We start from the raw sequence: 19,179 nt of genomic DNA on the forward strand, positions 1-19,179 counted from the left end.
ATCAACGGATCTCGATCATGGGGCGTCCGCCGCGGGCGGTAACCAGCTCGCCGATAGCGGCCAGCGTCACGCCGGACGCCTCTGCCGCCGCGCGGACCTCGTCTTCAGCTTCCGGCGAGACCGCCAGCAGCAGGCCGCCGGAGGTTTGCGGATCGCACAGCAGATCGCGCCACTCCGCGGGCATTTCGCCCATCAGATGGCCGTAGCTGGCGAAATTGCGTCCGGTGCCGCCGGGAACCGCGCCGGCGAGAATGTACTCCTCCACGCCCGGCAGTTTCGGGATGTCGGCATAGTTCAGCTGCGCCTGTACGCCCGCCCCGCGGCACACCTCGCTCAGGTGGCCAAGCAGGCCAAAGCCGGTGACGTCGGTCATCGCCTTCACGCCGTCAATATTGGCAAACGCGGCGCCAGCGAGGTTCATCTGACACATAGTTTCGGTAGCCAGCCCCTGGTGCTCAGGCTTGAGCAGCGATTTTTTCTCGGCGGTGGTCAGCACGCCGATCCCCAGCGGTTTGCTGAGGAACAGCCGGCATCCCGCCTCGGCGGTGCTGTTTTTCTTGATCCGCTCGGTGGGCACCACGCCGGTCACCGCGAGGCCAAAAATCGGCTCCGGCGCGTCAATGGAGTGGCCGCCGGCCAGCGCGATCCCCGCCTGCTGGCAGGCAAAGCGGCCGCCGTCAACCACTTCACGGGCGATTTCCGGCGCCAGGGTATTAATCGGCCAGCCGAGGATCGCTATCGCCATAATCGGCCTGCCGCCCATGGCGAAAATATCGCTGATGGCGTTAGTCGCGGCAATGCGGCCAAAGTCGAACGGGCTGTCGACAATCGGCATAAAGAAGTCGGTGGTGCTGATGATGGACGTGCCGTTGCCCAGGTCGTAGACCGCCGCATCGTCGCTGGTTTCGTTGCCCACCAGCAGATTGGGGTCAATAAATTTTGCTTGGTCACTTTTAAGGATAGTTTCCAGCACTTTAGGGGAAATTTTACACCCGCAACCGGCTCCGTGGCTGTATTGCGTTAAACGAATAGCTTGCTCGCTCATGGACATCTCCTGTCATTGCAATCCCGCTATGGTAGCGCCCAAACGTCAAGGTGGTAAGTACGACAGTCTGAAATCGCGAATAGTTGCTCATTAAGCAGACAAATATGCGATTTTGCGATAGAGAACCATTTTTTCAGCGTCATTTTAACTTTAACTAAAAGATGACAGAAATGTGACAGCCAAACGTTCTGCTCTCTGTGGACAGATACCAACGAAAGGAAATTTTGATGAAAAAGCGCGTTCTCGCCCTTTGCCTGGCAGGCCTCTTCTCCGTTAACGCTTTTGCCCTGACGGCAACGGGTAACGATGCCACGACTAAACCTGACCTCTACTACCTGAAAAATGCTCAGGCCATCGATAGCCTGGCGCTCCTGCCGCCGCCGCCGGAAGTGGGCAGTATCGCCTTTTTAAACGATCAGGCGATGTATGAAAAAGGACGTCTGCTGCGGGCCACCGAGCGCGGTAAGCTAGCGGCGGAGGACGCAAACCTCAGCGCAGGCGGCGTGGCGAACGCCTTCTCCGGCGCATTCGGCTCGCCGATCACCGAAAAGGACGCGCCGGCGCTGCACAAGCTGCTGACCAATATGATTGAAGATGCGGGCGACCTGGCGACTCGCGGGGCGAAAGAGAAGTACATGCGCATTCGTCCGTTCGCGTTTTACGGCGTCGCCACCTGCAACACCACCGAGCAGGATAAGCTGTCGAAGAATGGCTCCTATCCTTCCGGCCATACCTCTATCGGCTGGGCCACGGCGCTGGTGCTGGCCGAAGTTAACCCGCAGCGGCAGAATGAGATCCTCAAGCGCGGCTACGAGCTCGGCGAGAGCCGGGTGATCTGCGGCTATCACTGGCAAAGCGACGTCGACGCGGCGCGCATTGTCGGCTCGGCGGTCGTCGCGACGCTGCATACCAACCCGGCTTTCCAGCAGCAGCTGCAGAAAGCGAAAGATGAGTTTGCTAAACAGCAGAAGTAGCGCCTGAAGCAGCCCGGCGGCAGGCGCCTGCCGGGCAATTTATCCTCAGAAACGCACGACGAACGGCGCGGTGTCGGCCACAGCGATGCTGGTTGATGCCTTCAGCTGCGGCGTCCCCAGATAGAGGAAACCGACAATCTTATCCTGCTCGCGGCAGGCAAACCCTTCACGCACGATGGCGCTTTCGGTTAACGCTCCGCTGCGCCAGATACCGTTGAATCCCTGAGCAACCGCGGCCATCTGCATCGCCATGACCGCACAGCCCGCCGACATCTCCTGCTCCCACTTAGGCACCTTGGGGTGATCCTCACAGTGGGCAACCACGGTAATAATCAGCGGCGCCCGGAACGGCGCGCTGCGCGCTTTCTCGACGCCCTTTTCATCCTGTCCGGCCGCAACGGCGCCTTTTTCCAACAGCTGGCTGAAGCGCTCGCGCCCTTCATCGGCAATAATAAAGAACCGCCACGGCTGTAAGGTCCCGTGATCCGGGGCGCGCAGGCCGGCGCGGAGGATATTTTCCAGCTGTTCGCCGGCCGGGGCTGGTTCAACCAGGCGCGAGGCGCTGCGGCGGTTAATCAGTAGGTCGAGAGCATCCATCTATGTGACTCCTGTGAGGTTATTTTTCATAAAATTAACATGCACACGAATTTTGTTACAGCCCGACGGGTGATTCCTGCTGACAAGCGCCGATGGTCTCTTTAGGATAGCCAGACGCGGCAGCCCCTGCGGTTAGCCCACTTTTGATAATGTTAGGGAGAATACATGCGAACCCTTTGGCGACTGATTGCCGGATTTTTTAAATGGACGTGGCGAGTACTTAATTTTATTCGTCAGCTCGCGCTGAACCTGGTTTTCCTGCTGCTGGTGCTGGTTTGCTTCGGCATCTGGGCGCAGTTCAGCAGCACCACTACCGAGCATGCCGCCCGCGGCGCGCTGCTGATGAATATCACCGGCGTGGTGGTCGACAAGCCTTCAGCCAGCAGCAAGCTTGGGGTCATTGGCCGTCAGCTGTTTGGCGCCAGCTCCGATCGCCTGCAGGAAAACTCGCTGTTTGATATCGTACAAACCATCCGTCAGGCCAAAGACGACCGTAATATCACCGGTATCGTGCTGGATCTGAAAAATTTTGCCGGCGGTGACCAGCCGTCGATGCAGTACATCGGTAAAGCGCTGCGCGAATTCCGCGATAGCGGCAAGCCGGTCTACGCCGTCGGCAGCAGCTACAGCCAGGGGCAGTACTATCTGGCAAGCTTCGCCAATAAAATTTGGCTCTCGCCGCAGGGCGAAGTCGATCTGCACGGTTTTGCCACTAACGGCCTGTACTACAAATCGCTGCTCGATAAGCTGAAGGTCTCAACCCACGTTTTCCGCGTCGGCACCTACAAGTCAGCGGTCGAGCCGTTTATCCGCGACGATATGTCCCCGGCCGCCCGTGAAGCCGACGGCCGCTGGATAGGCGAACTGTGGCAGAACTATCTCAATACCATCGCTGCCAACCGGCAGATCACCGCCCAGCAGCTCTTCCCCGGCGCTCAGGGCGTGCTCGACGGCCTGCGTAAGGTCGATGGCGATACGGCGAAATACGCCCTGGACAGCAAGCTGGTTGACGAGCTGGCGACCTCCACCGACATCGAAAAAGCGCTGACCAAACAGTTTGGCTGGAGCAAGGCGGATAACAACTATCGCGCCATCAGCTATTACGATTACAGCGTTAAGACGCCTTCCGACCAGGGCGCCTCGATTGCGGTTATCTTCGCCAACGGCGCGATCATGGACGGTGAAGAAACGCCGGGCAACGTCGGCGGCGATACCACCGCGGCCCAGATCCGCGATGCGCGCCTCGATCCGAAGGTGAAAGCCATCGTGCTGCGCGTTAACAGCCCCGGCGGCAGCGTCAGCGCTTCGGAAGTGATTCGCGAAGAGCTGGCGGCGGCGAAAGCGGCAGGCAAACCGGTGGTGGTTTCCATGGGCGGCATGGCAGCCTCCGGCGGCTACTGGATCTCTACCCCTGCGGACTACATCGTGGCGAACCCGAGCACCCTCACCGGTTCAATCGGCATCTTTGGCGTGATCAACACCGTTGAAAACACCCTCGGCTCTATCGGCGTGCATACCGACGGCGTATCAACGTCGCCGCTGGCGGATGTTTCCACCACCAAATCATTGCCGCCAGAAGTGCAGCAGATGATGCAGATGAGCATTGAGAACGGCTATAAGCGCTTTATTACCCTGGTGGCTAACGCGCGTAAGAGTACGCCGGAGAAAGTTGACCAGATTGCCCAGGGCCACGTCTGGACCGGTGAAGATGCCAAAGCCAACGGCCTGGTGGATAGCCTCGGCGACTTCGATGACGCGGTGGCGAAAGCCGCTGAGCTGGCGAAGCTGAAGCAGTGGCACATCGACTACTACCAGGAAGATCCGACCTTCTTCTCAATGGTGGTTGATAGCCTGACCGGCTCCGTTCGCGCCTCTCTGCCGACGGCGCTGCAGGCCTGGCTGCCCGCGCCTGTCGCAGCGGCCGCTAATGCGGTGAAAGCCGAAAGCGACAAGCTGGCGGCGTTTAACGATCCGCAGAACCGCTACGCGTTCTGCTTAACCTGCGCCAATATCCGCTAGCCCTCCTCGTTCGACAGCTCACCCCGGCCACAGGCCGGGGTGAGCAAATCCAACCAACATATCTACATTCAAGTTAACGGGTATACCCTAAATAATTCCGGCTGCAAGATGACGGCAAGTGGCCGAATCCCCGGGAGCCCAGGTCACTATGTGACCGGGGCGAGCATACGCAGCCAGCACATCTGTAACTCGAATAACGGATATACCCTAAATAATTCGAGTTGCAGAAAGGCGGCAAGTGAGCGAATCCCCGAGAGCACAGGCCACGGGGCGAGCATACGCAGCCAGCACATCTGTAACCCGAATAACGGGTATACCCTAAATAATTCGAGTTGCAGAAAGGCGGCAAGTGAGCGAATCCCCGGGAGCATAGGCCACTATGTGACTGGGGTGAGCACACGCAGCCAACGCATCTGCAGCTCGAAGTATGACGGGTATAGGCCGGGGTGAGTACGCGCCGCCAACGCACCTGCAGCTCGAAGTATGACGGGTATAGACGCTGTATTTTTTTCGCGACCACCTTATACTGCGCCTGTCTACGTACAACCTAAGCGATGCTATGCAAAAGAAATCGATTTACGTTGCCTACACCGGTGGGACCATCGGTATGCAGCGCTCCGAACACGGCTATATCCCCGTTTCCGGCCACCTGCAGCGTCAGCTCGCGCTGATGCCTGAGTTCCACCGTCCGGAGATGCCGGACTTTACCATTCACGAATATGCCCCGCTGATGGATTCGTCCGATATGACGCCGGAGGACTGGCAGCATATCGCGGAAGACATCCGCGCCCGCTATGATGAGTACGATGGCTTCGTGATCCTCCACGGCACCGACACCATGGCGTTTACCGCCTCGGCGCTGTCGTTCATGCTGGAGAATCTGGGCAAGCCGGTAATTGTGACAGGGTCACAAATCCCGCTGGCCGAGCTGCGCTCCGACGGGCAAATCAATCTGCTGAACGCGCTGTACGTTGCCGCGAACTACCCGATTAACGAAGTGGCGCTGTTTTTCAACAACTGCCTGTATCGCGGTAACCGCACCACCAAGGCCCATGCCGACGGCTTCAACGCCTTTGCTTCGCCAAATCTGGCGCCGCTGCTGGAGGCCGGGATCCATATCCGCCGTCTCGGGACACCGCCGGCACCGCACGGCGCGGGCGAGCTGATCGTGCACCCGATTACGCCGCAGCCGATCGGCGTGGTGACGATTTACCCGGGGATCTCCGCCGATGTGGTGCGCAATTTTCTCCGCCAGCCGGTGAAGGCGCTGATCCTGCGCTCATACGGCGTCGGTAACGCCCCGCAGAACGGCGAGTTTATTCAGGTTCTGACCGAGGCCAGCCAGCGCGGGATTGTGGTGATTAACCTGACGCAGTGTATGTCCGGCAAAGTTAACATGGGCGGCTATGCCACCGGCAACGCCCTCGCCCAGGCGGGCGTGATCGGCGGTTTCGATATGACCGTCGAGGCGACGCTGACCAAGCTGCACTACCTGCTGAGCCAGAATCTGGACGTAGAGGCCATTCGCCGCCTGATGCAGGAAAACCTGCGCGGCGAGCTGACTCCCGATGAGTAAGGAGCTGATGATGAGCAATCGAGCACTGCTGCTTGTTGATTTACAAAATGATTTTTGCGCGGGCGGCGCGCTCGCCGTTCCGCAGGGCGATAGCACCGTTGATGTCGCCAACCGGCTGATCGACTGGAGCCTGGCGCGCGGCGAAATCGTGGTCGCCAGCCAGGACTGGCATCCGGCAAACCACGGCAGCTTCGCCAGCCAGCACCAGGCCGAGCCCTACTCGCAGGGTGAGCTCGACGGGCTGGCGCAGACCTTCTGGCCGGATCACTGCGTGCAGCACAGCGCCGGCGCAGAGCTGCATCCGCTGCTTAAGCGGCAGGATATTGCCGCCGTGTTCCACAAGGGCGAAAACCCGGCGATTGATAGCTATAGCGCCTTTTTCGACAACGGCCATCGCCACAAAACTCAGCTTGACGACTGGCTGCGCGCGCGCGGGATCGCCGAGCTCATCGTGCTGGGTCTGGCGACCGACTACTGCGTCCAGTTTACGGTGCTCGATGCGCTCAACCTCGGATATCGCGTTAACGTGATTACTGACGGCTGTCGCGGCGTCAATATCCAGCCACAGGACAGCGCCCACGCCTTTATGGCCATGGCCGCCGCCGGCGCAACGCTCTATACCCTCAGCGACTGGCTGGAAACCCAGGCCTGACCCCTCGCCCGAAGCCGCCGCTTCGGGCCACTCCCTTGCGCTTCCTCTGCGCGATTCATTGAGCTAACTCGCAGATTCAACAGGCTATTGCTGATAGTGTGGGCGGGCTATTTTTTCGCCACGCCATTCCGTGGCGTGTTTGCTTTTTTAATGTCAAAGAGGATCGTCCATGAAACTTTTGCCTTTGCTGGCAGCATTACCCCTGCTTTGCGCTTCTGCGGTCTCAGCTCAAACCCTGATGTCCGTCGGCTACTTTAACGGCGGCGGCGACGTGACCGCCGGTCCGGGCGGCGACATCGATAAGCTGGACGTGCGCCAGATCACCCACCTCAACTACTCCTTTGGCCTGGTCTACAACGACGAAAAGGATGAAACCAACGCGGCGCTAAAAGACCCTGCCCGCCTGCATCAGATTTGGCTGTCGCCAAAAGTGCAGGCTGATTTACGCAAAATCCCCGCCCTGCGCCAGCAGAACCCGGAGCTGAAGGTTCTGCTCTCCGTTGGCGGCTGGGGCGCGCGCGGCTTTTCCGGCGCGGCGGCCAGCGAGGAGAGCCGCGCGACGTTTATCCGCTCGGCGCAGGAGATCGTCGCGCAGTATGGCCTCGACGGTATCGACCTCGACTGGGAGTATCCGGTCAACGGCGCGTGGGGACTGGTCGCCAGCCAGCCTGCCGATCGCGACAACTTCACCGCCCTGCTGAAGGAGCTGCGTGGCGCATTGGGTCATAAAAAGCTGGTGACCATCGCCGTGGGTGCTAACGCCGAAAGCCCAAAAAGCTGGGTCGACGTCAAAGCTATCGCCCCGCTGCTGGATTACATCAACCTGATGACCTACGACATGGCCTACGGCACCCAGTACTTCAACTCGAATCTGTACGATTCAACGCGCTGGCCGACGGTGGCGGCAGCGGATAAGTACAGCGCCGATTTTGTGGTTAATAACTATCTTGCCGCCGGTTTAAAGCCGAGCCAGATGAACCTCGGCATTGGTTTCTATGGCCGGGTGCCAAAACGGGCGGTTGAGCCGGGCATCGACTGGAGCAAACCCGATGCGCAGAAAAATCCCGTCACCCAGCCGTACTTCGGCAGCGAGCAGATCGCGCTGTTCAAATCTCTGGGCTTCGATCTGAGCAAAGATACCTACGTGAAGTACAACGATATCGTCGCGAAGCTGCTTAACGATCCGCACAAGCGCTTTAGCGAGCACTGGGATGAGCAGGCGAAAGTGCCGTGGCTGTCGGTGCAGTCGGCGGACGGCAAGGCGCTGTTTGCGCTCTCCTACGAAAACCCGCGCTCCGTGGCCCTCAAGGCTGACTATATCAAGAGTAAGGGGCTGGCAGGGGCGATGTTCTGGGAGTACGGCGCCGACGAGCAAAATCAGCTGGCGAAACAGCTGGCAGAGTCGTTAGGCATTAAGCACTAGCCTGCGGACCGTTACGGCCCCGCAGCGCGGGACGTGGCGCTCTGGAGGAGATGAGGTGTGTCGCGTCCTGGGATAGGTTATGATTGTCGCAATCGGCTGCGCCAGGCTTTGGCGCAGCTTTTCATTTGCTACAGGAGGCATGGGGCTTTATGGCTTTTATCCCCAAAAACTACGCCCGTCTGGAAGTCGGCTATCGCGAAAAGGCGCTGAAGCTCTTCCCGTGGGTCTGCGGACGCTGTTCCCGTGAATTTGTCTATTCGAACCTGCGTGAGCTGACGGTGCACCATATCGATCACGATCACGGCAACAACCCGGAAGATGGCAGTAACTGGGAGATGCTGTGCCTGTACTGCCACGACCACGAGCACTCCAAGTACACGGAAGCCGATCAGTATGGCTCAACGGTAGTGGCGGGCGAAGACGCGCAGAAGAGCGTCGGTGAGGCGAAATATAACCCGTTTGCCGATCTTAAAGCGATGATGAACAAGAAGTAACCGGTTCGTAAAGCTTCAGCGCCCGGCGGCGAAACCCGCCGGGCCTGCGCAAGCATCCCCCGCGCGTGCCGCTCAGGATTTAAACGTCACAATAGGTTCTGGCGTAATGCCGAACTCCACCTTCAGCTGCTGCTTGCTCTTCATCACCATCTGCCCGTTGGTATCAATCGTCATATGCTGGGCCTGGACGTTGTGTCGCGCCTGCCACAGCATCACCAGCTGCAGGCTGTTCTCTTTCTGCTCCGGGGTTAGCGCCACCCCATCCGGCCATTTTCCCAGCTCCACCGCCGTGGCCAGACGCTGATAAACTTCCGGGGTCATACTGTCGATAATTTGCTCGATATCCATCGTCCGCTCAACTCCGCATTGGAATAATTTGCTGAATCGTTTCTCTAACCCTTGATCTGCTCGCCGTTATCATCGTCGTTGAAGCTTAACGACGCCGAATTTACGCAAAAACGCTCGCCGGTCGGCTGCGGACCATCCGGGAAGACGTGTCCAAGGTGAGCATCGCATTTGCCGCAGCGAATTTCCGTGCGCTGCATACCGTGGGAGTAATCATTCAGGTAGCGAATAGCCTCATCGCTCACCGGCTCAAAAAAGCTCGGCCAGCCGCAGCCTGAATCGTACTTGGTTTGCGAGTGAAACAGCGCCGCGTCGCACACCAGGCAGTGGTAGACGCCGTCTCGCTTGTTGTGGAGCAGTCGGCCGGTGAACGGCGGCTCGGTGCCGTGATTCTGCGTCACGTAAAACTGCATCTCGCTCAACTCTTTTTTGAGCTCGTCCGAGGAGGGTTTATTCGACATGTGCATGCTTCTCGCTGTGAAAGGACAACTTTAACCGCTCGATTCTAACAAAACATTAACAATGAAGCGTGGACTTTTGTTCTAAACTTATTCGATGCCGATGGGCAGCTAGATAATTGTGATGCAAATCACATTTTTATCTTTAACGACCTTTAAAATTCCGCGCGCAGTCCCCATATGGAATTGGGCTCAAAGGGAGAGTGAGGCAAATCGATCGCGCAAAGGTGTGCTCAGGATTGATTTGTCGCAATGATTGACACGATTCCGCTTGACGCTGCGTAAGGTTTTTGTAATTTTACAGGCAACCTTTTATTCACTAACAAATAGCTGGTGGAATATATGACTATCAAAGTAGGTATCAACGGTTTTGGCCGTATCGGTCGCATTGTTTTCCGTGCTGCTCAAGAACGTTCTGACATCGAGATCGTTGCAATCAACGACCTGTTAGACGCTGACTACATGGCTTACATGCTGAAGTATGACTCCACTCACGGCCGTTTCAACGGTACCGTTGAAGTGAAAGACGGTCATCTGGTCGTTAACGGTAAAAAAATCCGTGTTACCGCTGAACGCGATCCGGCTAACCTGAAGTGGGACGAAGTAGGCGTTGACGTCGTTGCTGAAGCAACTGGTCTGTTCCTGACTGACGAAACCGCTCGTAAACACATCACTGCTGGCGCGAAAAAAGTCGTTCTGACTGGCCCGTCCAAAGACAACACTCCGATGTTTGTTAAAGGCGCTAACTTTGACAAATACGAAGGCCAGGACATCGTTTCTAACGCATCCTGCACCACTAACTGCCTGGCACCGCTGGCTAAAGTTATCAACGACAACTTCGGCATCGTCGAAGCGCTGATGACCACCGTTCACGCGACCACCGCAACTCAGAAAACCGTTGATGGCCCGTCTCACAAAGACTGGCGCGGCGGCCGCGGCGCATCCCAGAACATCATCCCGTCCTCTACCGGTGCTGCTAAAGCAGTAGGTAAAGTACTGCCAGAACTGAATGGCAAACTGACCGGTATGGCGTTCCGCGTTCCTACTCCGAACGTATCCGTTGTTGACCTGACCGTTCGTCTGGAAAAAGCTGCTTCTTATGAAGAAATTAAGAAAGCAATCAAAGCTGCTTCCGAAGGCGCAATGAAAGGCGTTCTGGGCTACACCGAAGACGACGTTGTATCTACCGATTTCAACGGCGAAGTTTGCACTTCCGTGTTCGATGCTAAAGCGGGTATCGCACTGAACGACAACTTCGTGAAACTGGTTTCCTGGTACGACAACGAAACTGGTTACTCCAACAAAGTTCTGGACCTGATCGCTCACATCTCCAAATAAGTTGAGATGAGAACCTGATCCAAAAAGGCGACTTCGGTCGCCTTTTTTTATGGCTTAACTCAGTACCTGCACACCAAGGATTGCACCATGATTAACAAAATATTTGCTCTCCCGGTTATTGAACAAGTTACCTCTACCCTCTCCCGCCGCCAGCTTGACGATCTCGAGCTGATTGTCATTGACCATCCGCTGGTCAAAGCCTCCGTCGCCTACCAGGGCGCGCACCTGCTCTCCTGGAAACCGGCCGGAGAAGAAGAGGTGCTGTGGCTGAGCGGGAACACGCCGTTTAAAACCGGCGTCGCGCTGCGCGGCGGCGTGCCTGTCTGCTGGCCGTGGTTTGGTCCGTCGGCACAGCAGGGCCTTCCCTCCCACGGTTTCGCCCGCAATCTGCCGTGGACGCTGAAGGGCCATGATGAAGATGAAAGCGGCGTGATGCTGACCTTCGAACTGAAAAGCAGCGATAAGACCCGTCAGTACTGGCCGCACGAATTTACGCTCTACGCGCGCTTCAAGCTGGGTAAAACCTGCGAAATCGAACTGGAAGCGCACGGCGAATTTGAAACCACCTCCGCCCTGCATAGCTACTTCAACGTTGGGGATATCGCGGCGGTGAAGGTCAGCGGCCTCGGCGATCGCTATATCGATAAGGTGAACAACGCCCAGGAAGGCGTGCTGAGCAACGGCGAAGAGACCTTCCCGGATCGCACCGACCGCGTCTATCTCAACGCGGATGCCTGCAGCGTTATCCACGACGGCGCGCTGAACCGCAGCATTGACGTTGTCCATCATCATCACCACAACGTGGTGGGCTGGAACCCGGGCCCGGCGCTGTCCGTGAGCATGGGCGATATGCCGGACGACGGCTACAAAACCTTCGTTTGCGTCGAAACCTGCTGCGTTACCGAGCCGCAGAAAGCCAGCGAAGAGAAGCCGTCTCGCCTGGCGCAGACTATTCGCGTCACCCGGCGCTAAGCCCGCAGCGCTGCCTGAACCACAGGCGCAGGATCAAAAACAGGGCGCAATCGCCCTGTTTTTTTACGCATGACGCCGCAGGCGCTGTCGCGTTACCAGAATCCCACCAGCTTCATCCACGCGCCACCCAGCACCAGCCAGATGAGAATAGACGCCACCGACACCACGAAACTGACGCCCCACCACTGACCCGCGGTGTTATAGCCGGAGCCAAACAGAGCGGGCCCCGGGCCGCCAGAGTACTGCGTCAGGCCCATCGACAGGTTAGAGGTATAGCCCAGCACCAGGGCGGCGAACAGCGGCGGTACGCCGACGGAAACGGCAACGGCCAGAAACGCCAGATACATCGCGGAAATATGCGCCATCGCCGAGGCGAAGAAGTAGCGGGTATAGAAATAGACCAGCACCAGCAGTAAAAACACCGTTATCCATGCAAAGTGGCCGACGTAGCCGACAATTCGCTCAGATATCCAGCTAATCATGCCGTATTTATTGAGCGCGTTGGCCATCATCACCAGCACGGCAAACCAGAACATCGTATCCCAGGCCGTTTTTTCTTCGATGATATTTTTCCACGACATAATATTGCTGACCAGCAGCACCATCAGCCCAATAAACGCGGAAAGGGTGGCGGGAATGGCAAAGAAAATGTCACCCACCGTCCAGAGCAGGATCAGCAGGACAAAATCAAGCGCGAGGATTTTTTCCGCCAGCGACATCGGCCCCATTTTGCGCAGCTCTTCTCTGGCGATCGCCGGGATTTCCGGCGTTTTCTTCAGCTGCGGCGGATAAATAGCGTACAGCACCAGCGGCAGCAGGATCAACGAGGCGATCCCCGGCACGATCGCGCCGACAAACCAGGTCGTCCAGGTGATTTCAATGCCCTGGCTTCTCGCCAGTTCGGCGATCAGCGGGTTACCCGCCATCGCCGTTAAAAACATCGTACAGACAATGGCGTCAATCTGAGAAACGCAGAGCATTAAAAAGGCGCCGGCTTTTCTGGCCGTCGGGCCGGGCTCCGACTGGTAGGCGGTGGCAATGGACTGCGTGATCGGATACATAATGCCGCCGCCCCTCGCCGATGCCGAGGGAATGCCCGGCCCGAGGACCACGTCAGAAAGGGCCAGACCATAGGCGACGCCCAGCATGCTTGAGCCGCATTTGGAAATAAACCACAGCGCCACCCGCTTGCCCAGCCCGGTCTTAATCACCGCCCGGGAGATAAACATCGCGATACCAATCAACCAGATCGTACCGTTGGCAAAACCGGACAGCGCCGCGACTTTGTCGCTTTTACCCGGCGAGAGAGGCGTTACCCCTAAAAATGCGGAGACGATCAGCGCGATCATCGTCACCGCCCCCATCGGCATTACCTTCAGGATGATGGCAAAGATCGTTGCGGTAAAAATAGCAAACATTTGCCATGCGTGAATGGCTAACCCATCGGGGGGAGGGATAAACCAGATAAGTGCGCCGAACAGGATTGTCAGGGCGGCTTTCCAGAGGGGAAAAGCCAGCTTCACGTCCAGGGGTTTGTTAGGTTCAGTCATGTGATTCTCCTTTTTCTTTTATCTTTAGGAGGAGAAGCACGGCTGAGCATTGATATCCATCAACGAATCACGTAGATACCGTTACAAAATCAGCCCCCTTACACCATATCTAAGGGCGTTTTGCGCCCCGGCGCCGGAAAGGCCTGTTCCATCACCGCGATATCGTTCTCATCGAGCACTAACTCAAGCGCGGCAGCGTTCTCTTTGACGTGGGCAATGCTCCCGGCTTTTGGAATTGCCATCACCCCTTCGTGGCTGATGATCCACGCCAGCAGGAGCTGCGCGACCGTGACGCCCTTTTCCCGCGCCAGGCCGTTGAGAGCGGGATGATTCATGAGACCATCGCGCAGGCGACCGGCCTGGGCCAGCGGGCTGTAGGCCATCACCGGCAGCGGCTGCTGCTGGCACCACGGCAGCAGATCGTATTCAATGCCGCGCGATGCCAGATGATACAGCACCTGGTTGGTCGCACAGCGTCTGCCGCCGGGCACCTGCCACAGCGCCTGCATATCGTCGGTATCGAAGTTGGAGACGCCCCAGCGGCGAATTTTGCCCTGGGCAACCAGCGCCTCCATCGCCTCGACGGTTTCGGCCAGCGGGAACTCCCCCGGCCAGTGCAGCAGATAGAGATCGAGATAATCACTCTTCAGGCGACGCAGGCTGGCCTCACAGGCCTCGCGCATTTTTTGCCCGCCGGCGTGCCACGGATAGACTTTCGACACCAGCGTTACGCGGTCGCGCAGGCCGCGAATCGCCTCGCCCACCACCTCTTCCGCCCCGCCGTCAGCGTACATTTCGGCGGTATCGATAACCGTCAGCCCGAGCTCAACGCCCGCTCGCAGTGCAGCCGCTTCCTGCGCACGATGCGCGCTGCTTTGCCCCATATACCAGGTTCCCTGCCCGATGGCGGGAACCGCCTGCTGGTCGCCGAAACGGCGCATTTTTACGCTCATCGCTACCTCCTGTCACTATTGCACCACCGTAATGCAAAACAGGGCATTACGCCCTGTTTTGATGCACAGATATCTCTATAAAGATGCACTATCAGAAAGTGTAGGTGATCCCGGTAGAAATCAGGCCGCTCCAGGATTTGTCCACCATCGGGCTGTCGGTGATTTCGTCGGACAGACGGGTATAGCGCGCCACGCCGTACACGCTCCAGTCGCCGAGGAAGCGATAGTTTGCCGACAGTTCGAGATACGGGTTCCAGCTGCTATCCGGGTCGTAGCTGCGCAGGCCGCTGCGCTCGGATTCGCGCTTCGAGACGCCGTAGTAGTATTCGTTCTGGTTGTCGCTGCTCCACTCCATACCGATACCCGGCGTTAAGGTCAGGTTGCCGTTGGTATAGCGATAGAGCCAGGCCATGTCCCAGGTAATGCCGTTGCTTTTGTCCAGCGTGTCGCCGGCCAGCACCGTACGCAGGAATCCATACTGGGTATTGTGCACGTAGGAGAGCCCGGCCATCATCGTCGTTTTACGCCGATCCAGCTTACGCATCTGCTCGCTGTCGCTGTCGCCGGGCTTAAAGTACATCGGCGACCAGTAGGCGGTAACCGACAGCTTATCGGTCTCGTCATTCCATAAATAGTAACCGCCGCCTAAGCCGCGGAACCAAAAGTTATCGCTTTCGTAGCTGATAGCCGGCACCGGGTAAACGTCAACGTCATATTGCTTATACGGGCTTTCGACGATACCTACGCCGGCCCCCAGCGTTAACTTCCCGTCGGCGTGCGCTGCCGAGACACAAGCCAAAAGACACACGCCTGGTGCCAGAGATTTGATCTTCTTCACAATCCATATTCCCGTTTGTCAAATAATCCGCGCAGGCAGTTTAACGTCGTAGGCCTCATGCCTCAAATTCTTTACCCGTCATTACAAAAAATGACTCACTCTCTCGTCAATTCGCGTGCCCCCACCTGCGGCTTCATGACAACAGGATGAAGGACCCCGGCAAGACGTGCGAAATAGCGGCCCTTTTTGGGATGAGTTATTGATATGTCATTGAAATTGATTTTTCGCTGCATGCAAGTTTTCTAAATGCATCTACGCTTTAATTTAGAAGGCGTCATTGCAGGGCGCGTTATCTTAATCTCGTCGACAACCTGGCATAAGGGTTGCTGGAGAATCAGTAGACGTCGCGCTCTGCTTACCTCTTCCGGGAGCACCCACTATTCATATGAACGCTCTCAACTTGTGCTAAATACGAAAGGACGGCATGCCATGAATATATTCGATCACTATCGCCAGCGTTATGAAGCTGCCAAGGACGAAGAGTTCACACTGCAGGAGTTTCTTACCATCTGCCGGCAAGATCGCAGTGCTTATGCCAACGCGGCAGAAAGGCTACTGATGGCCATTGGTGAACCTGCAATGGTCGATACGGCCCTGGAGCCAAGGCTGTCCCGTCTCTTTTCAAACCGGGTTGTCGCACGCTATCCGGCATTTGAAGAGTTTTACGGCATGGAAGATGCCATTGAGCAGATCGTTTCTTACCTGAAGCATGCCGCACAAGGTCTGGAAGAGAAGAAACAGATTCTGTATCTGCTGGGGCCGGTGGGCGGCGGTAAATCATCCCTTGCCGAGCGTCTGAAATCATTAATGCAGCGCGTACCGGTTTACGTGCTGAGCGCCAACGGCGAGCGCAGCCCGGTGAACGACCACCCGCTGTGCCTGTTTAATCCGCAGGAAGATGCGCAGATCCTCGATAAGGAATATGGCGTACCGACCCGCTATCTCGGCACCATTATGTCGCCGTGGGCGGCCAAGCGCCTGCATGAGTTTGGCGGCGATATCACCAAATTCCGCGTCATCAAGGTGTGGCCGTCGATTCTGGAGCAGGTTGCCATCGCCAAAACCGAACCCGGCGATGAGAACAACCAGGATATCTCGGCCCTGGTCGGTAAGGTTGATATTCGCAAGCTCGAGCACTACGCGCAGAACGATCCGGATGCCTACGGCTACTCCGGCGCCCTGTGCCGCGCCAACCAGGGGATCATGGAATTCGTCGAGATGTTCAAAGCGCCGATTAAGGTGCTGCATCCGCTGCTGACCGCCACCCAGGAAGGCAACTATAACGGCACAGAAGGGATCTCCGCCCTGCCGTTTAACGGGATTATCCTCGCGCACTCGAACGAATCCGAGTGGGTGACCTTCCGTAATAACAAAAACAACGAGGCCTTCCTCGACCGCGTCTATATCGTCAAGGTGCCTTATTGCCTGCGCATTTCCGAAGAGATGCGTATCTATGAAAAACTGCTCAACAACAGCGAACTGACCCACGCGCCTTGCGCCCCAGGCACTCTTGAAACGCTGTCGCGCTTCTCGATTCTGTCGCGCCTGAAAGAGCCGGAAAACTCGAGCATTTACTCTAAAATGCGCGTCTATGACGGTGAGAGCCTGAAAGATACCGACCCGAAAGCGAAATCCTACCAGGAGTATCGCGACTATGCCGGCGTCGATGAAGGCATGAACGGTCTCTCCACCCGCTTCGCCTTTAAAATACTGTCGCGGGTATTTAACTTCGATCACGCCGAGGTTGCCGCTAACCCGGTGCATCTGTTCTACGTCCTCGAGCAGCAAATCGAGCGCGAGCAGTTCCCGCAGGAGCAGTCGGAGCGCTACCTCGAGTTCCTCAAAGGCTACCTGATCCCGAAATACGCCGAGTTTATCGGCAAAGAGATCCAGACCGCCTATCTCGAATCCTACTCCGAATACGGGCAGAACATTTTTGACCGTTACGTCACCTATGCGGATTTCTGGATTCAGGATCAGGAGTACCGCGATCCGGATACCGGCCAGCTGTTTGACCGTGAATCGCTGAACGCGGAGCTGGAAAAAATTGAAAAACCGGCGGGGATCAGCAACCCGAAAGACTTCCGTAACGAGATAGTCAACTTCGTGCTGCGCGCCAGAGCAAATAACAGCGGACGCAACCCGAACTGGACCAGCTACGAAAAACTGCGCACGGTTATTGAGAAGAAAATGTTCTCCAATACCGAAGAGCTGCTGCCGGTTATTTCGTTCAACGCCAAAACCTCTACCGACGAGCAGAAAAAGCACGACGACTTCGTCGACCGGATGATGGAGAAAGGCTACACCCGTAAGCAGGTACGTCTGCTGTGCGAATGGTATTTGCGGGTACGTAAATCGTCCTGACGTTCGGCAAGCCCGCTCGCAGCGGGGTAAGAGAGACCAGCAATTCGAGTTGCAGGGAGCTCCGGACGTTTACTCAGGTAAGCGTCCGGGGTAAGCAACGCAAATGCGGCTTGAAGTATGACGTGTATGGTTGGCAAATGCAGTACGGGGGGCATATGACCTGGTTTATAGACCGGCGCCTGAACGGAAAGAATAAAAGTGCGGTGAATCGCCAGCGCTTTTTGCGTCGCTACAAGGCGCAGATAAAACAATCGATCTCTGAGGCTATCAACAAGCGCTCGGTGACCGATATTGAGAGCGGAGAATCCGTCTCTATTCCGACGGATGATATCAACGAACCGATGTTTCATCAGGGTCGCGGCGGCCTGCGCAATCGCGTGCATCCCGGCAACGACCATTTTGTGCAAAACGACCGTATTGAACGCCCGCAGGGCGGCGGAGGCGGCGGCGGTAGCGGCCAGGGGCAAGCCAGCGCCGACGGCGAAGGCGAAGATGGGTTTGTCTTTCAGATATCCAAAGACGAGTATCTCGACCTGCTGTTTGAAGATCTCGCCCTGCCGAATCTGAAGAAAAACCAGCAGCGGCAGCTGACCGAGTTCAAGACGCACCGGGCGGGCTTTACCGCTAACGGCGTCCCGGCGAACATCAGCGTGGTGCGTTCGCTGCAAAACTCGCTGGCGCGACGTACCGCCATGACCGCCGGCAAGCGCCGCGAACTGCGCGCGCTGGAAGCGGATCTGGACGTCATTAGCAAAAGCGAGCCCGCACAGCTGCTGGAAGAGGAGCGGCTGCGCCAGGAGATAGCCGAGCTGCGGGCGAAGATTGACCGCGTGCCGTTTATCGATACCTTCGATCTGCGCTATAAGAATTACGAAAAACGGCCCGAGCCCTCCAGCCAGGCGGTGATGTTCTGCCTGATGGACGTTTCCGGCTCGATGGATCAGGTCACCAAAGATATGGCCAAACGTTTTTATATCCTGCTGTATCTGTTCCTCAGCCGGACCTATAAAAACGTCGAGGTGGTCTATATCCGCCACCATACCCAGGCAAAAGAGGTGGATGAACACGAGTTTTTCTATTCGCAGGAAACCGGCGGCACTATCGTCTCCAGCGCGCTGAAGCTGATGGATGAAGTGGTTAAAGCGCGCTACGACCCGTCGCAGTGGAATATCTACGCCGCGCAAGCGTCGGACGGCGATAACTGGGCGGACGACTCGCCGCTGTGTCACGAGCTGCTGGCGAAGAACATCCTGCCGGTGGTGCGCTACTACAGCTACATTGAGATAACCCGCCGCGCCCACCAGACGCTATGGCGTGAATATGAACATCTGCAGACGACCTTTGAAAACTTCGCCATGCAGCATATACGCGACCAGGAAGATATCTACCCGGTGTTCCGCGAGCTGTTCCATAAGCAGGGCACTACCACCAGTTAACCCAAAAAAAATCAGCCAGTTAATGCTATTTTCTGGCTGATTTTCTCATCACTGCCGAAGAGCTATTCTCCCCTTGCCGCTGCGCTTCTTCCCGTTTCACCATGCCCCTGCGCCTAAAGCCGCCTCGGGCCATCCGTCGCCGGGA

At 57.2% G+C, this 19,179-nt stretch carries 17 protein-coding genes; 10 read left to right on the forward strand and 7 right to left on the reverse strand.

Going from position 1 to position 19,179, the window contains the following annotated elements:
• Position 1: 1 nt before the first annotated feature.
• The gene (gene selD, locus M2416_RS00945; protein WP_259221641.1) at positions 2-1,045 is read right to left on the reverse strand and encodes a selenide, water dikinase SelD; all 1,044 of its coding nucleotides are present in this window, start codon (positions 1,043-1,045) and stop codon (positions 2-4) included.
• 227 nt (positions 1,046-1,272) lie between these two features.
• On the opposite strand from selD, the gene phoC reads away from it, so the two are divergent.
• The gene (gene phoC / locus M2416_RS00950) at positions 1,273-2,019 is read left to right on the forward strand and encodes an acid phosphatase PhoC (RefSeq protein WP_041145115.1); all 747 of its coding nucleotides are present in this window, start codon (positions 1,273-1,275) and stop codon (positions 2,017-2,019) included.
• Positions 2,020-2,064: 45 nt separating this feature from the next.
• Here the strand turns inward: phoC and M2416_RS00955 are convergent, their stop codons facing one another.
• Entirely contained in the window at positions 2,065-2,616 is a 552-nt protein-coding gene (locus M2416_RS00955; protein ID WP_259221646.1) for an NAD(P)H nitroreductase, read from the reverse strand.
• Positions 2,617-2,781: 165 nt separating this feature from the next.
• Here M2416_RS00955 and sppA point away from each other — a divergent pair, with 165 nt between their 5' ends.
• From sppA to yajD, 5 genes are all read left to right on the forward strand, one after another.
• Positions 2,782-4,635, forward strand: a complete 1,854-nt coding sequence (sppA, locus tag M2416_RS00960; protein WP_076945331.1) for a signal peptide peptidase SppA — start codon at positions 2,782-2,784, stop codon at positions 4,633-4,635.
• 559 nt (positions 4,636-5,194) lie between these two features.
• Positions 5,195-6,211 (forward strand): asparaginase, encoded by a 1,017-nt coding sequence (gene ansA / locus M2416_RS00965; RefSeq protein WP_259221647.1) that lies wholly within the window; start codon positions 5,195-5,197, stop codon positions 6,209-6,211.
• Between the two features lie 10 nt (positions 6,212-6,221).
• Positions 6,222-6,863 carry a bifunctional nicotinamidase/pyrazinamidase gene (gene pncA / locus M2416_RS00970; RefSeq protein ID WP_259221648.1) on the forward strand — a complete coding sequence of 214 codons (642 nt, stop codon included), beginning with the start codon at positions 6,222-6,224 and terminating at the stop codon, positions 6,861-6,863.
• Positions 6,864-7,032: 169 nt separating this feature from the next.
• The gene (gene chiD, locus M2416_RS00975; RefSeq protein ID WP_259221649.1) at positions 7,033-8,286 is read left to right on the forward strand and encodes a chitinase ChiD; all 1,254 of its coding nucleotides are present in this window, start codon (positions 7,033-7,035) and stop codon (positions 8,284-8,286) included.
• Positions 8,287-8,435: 149 nt separating this feature from the next.
• On the forward strand, positions 8,436-8,780 hold the full coding sequence (gene yajD, locus M2416_RS00980) for an HNH nuclease YajD (RefSeq protein ID WP_041145110.1): 345 nt from the start codon (positions 8,436-8,438) through the stop codon (positions 8,778-8,780).
• 72 nt (positions 8,781-8,852) lie between these two features.
• On the opposite strand, the gene M2416_RS00985 is transcribed toward yajD, so the two are convergent.
• Positions 8,853-9,128, reverse strand: a complete 276-nt coding sequence (locus M2416_RS00985) for a YeaC family protein (RefSeq protein ID WP_045855010.1) — start codon at positions 9,126-9,128, stop codon at positions 8,853-8,855.
• Positions 9,129-9,172: 44 nt separating this feature from the next.
• Complete coding sequence (gene msrB, locus M2416_RS00990; RefSeq protein ID WP_041145108.1) at positions 9,173-9,586, reverse strand: peptide-methionine (R)-S-oxide reductase MsrB; 414 nt, start codon at positions 9,584-9,586, stop codon at positions 9,173-9,175.
• A 339-nt stretch (positions 9,587-9,925) separates the two neighbouring features.
• On the opposite strand from msrB, the gene gapA reads away from it, so the two are divergent.
• Both gapA and M2416_RS01000 read left to right on the forward strand, forming a co-directional pair.
• The gene (gapA, locus tag M2416_RS00995; RefSeq protein ID WP_041145107.1) at positions 9,926-10,921 is read left to right on the forward strand and encodes a glyceraldehyde-3-phosphate dehydrogenase; all 996 of its coding nucleotides are present in this window, start codon (positions 9,926-9,928) and stop codon (positions 10,919-10,921) included.
• A gap of 87 nt (positions 10,922-11,008) precedes the next feature.
• The gene (locus M2416_RS01000; RefSeq protein WP_259221653.1) at positions 11,009-11,893 is read left to right on the forward strand and encodes a D-hexose-6-phosphate mutarotase; all 885 of its coding nucleotides are present in this window, start codon (positions 11,009-11,011) and stop codon (positions 11,891-11,893) included.
• Positions 11,894-11,985: 92 nt separating this feature from the next.
• Here M2416_RS01000 and M2416_RS01005 read toward each other — a convergent pair whose 3' ends face one another.
• The 3 genes from M2416_RS01005 to M2416_RS01015 all read right to left on the reverse strand — a co-directional run bounded on the left by M2416_RS01005 (position 11,986) and on the right by M2416_RS01015 (position 15,234).
• On the reverse strand, positions 11,986-13,443 hold the full coding sequence (locus M2416_RS01005) for a DASS family sodium-coupled anion symporter (protein WP_041145105.1): 1,458 nt from the start codon (positions 13,441-13,443) through the stop codon (positions 11,986-11,988).
• Positions 13,444-13,541: 98 nt separating this feature from the next.
• The gene (locus M2416_RS01010) at positions 13,542-14,396 is read right to left on the reverse strand and encodes an aldo/keto reductase (RefSeq protein WP_259221654.1); all 855 of its coding nucleotides are present in this window, start codon (positions 14,394-14,396) and stop codon (positions 13,542-13,544) included.
• A 91-nt stretch (positions 14,397-14,487) separates the two neighbouring features.
• Positions 14,488-15,234 (reverse strand): MipA/OmpV family protein, encoded by a 747-nt coding sequence (locus M2416_RS01015; RefSeq protein WP_041145103.1) that lies wholly within the window; start codon positions 15,232-15,234, stop codon positions 14,488-14,490.
• Positions 15,235-15,663: 429 nt separating this feature from the next.
• Between M2416_RS01015 and yeaG the strand changes: the two genes are divergently transcribed.
• Complete coding sequence (gene yeaG, locus M2416_RS01020) at positions 15,664-17,598, forward strand: protein kinase YeaG (protein WP_041145102.1); 1,935 nt, start codon at positions 15,664-15,666, stop codon at positions 17,596-17,598.
• 155 nt (positions 17,599-17,753) lie between these two features.
• Complete coding sequence (locus M2416_RS01025) at positions 17,754-19,034, forward strand: YeaH/YhbH family protein (RefSeq protein ID WP_041145101.1); 1,281 nt, start codon at positions 17,754-17,756, stop codon at positions 19,032-19,034.
• Positions 19,035-19,179 lie beyond the last annotated feature (145 nt).

Origin of the sequence: Klebsiella sp. BIGb0132 (genome assembly GCF_024810075.1) — a bacterium.
Taxonomy (GTDB): domain Bacteria; phylum Pseudomonadota; class Gammaproteobacteria; order Enterobacterales; family Enterobacteriaceae; genus Klebsiella; species Klebsiella terrigena.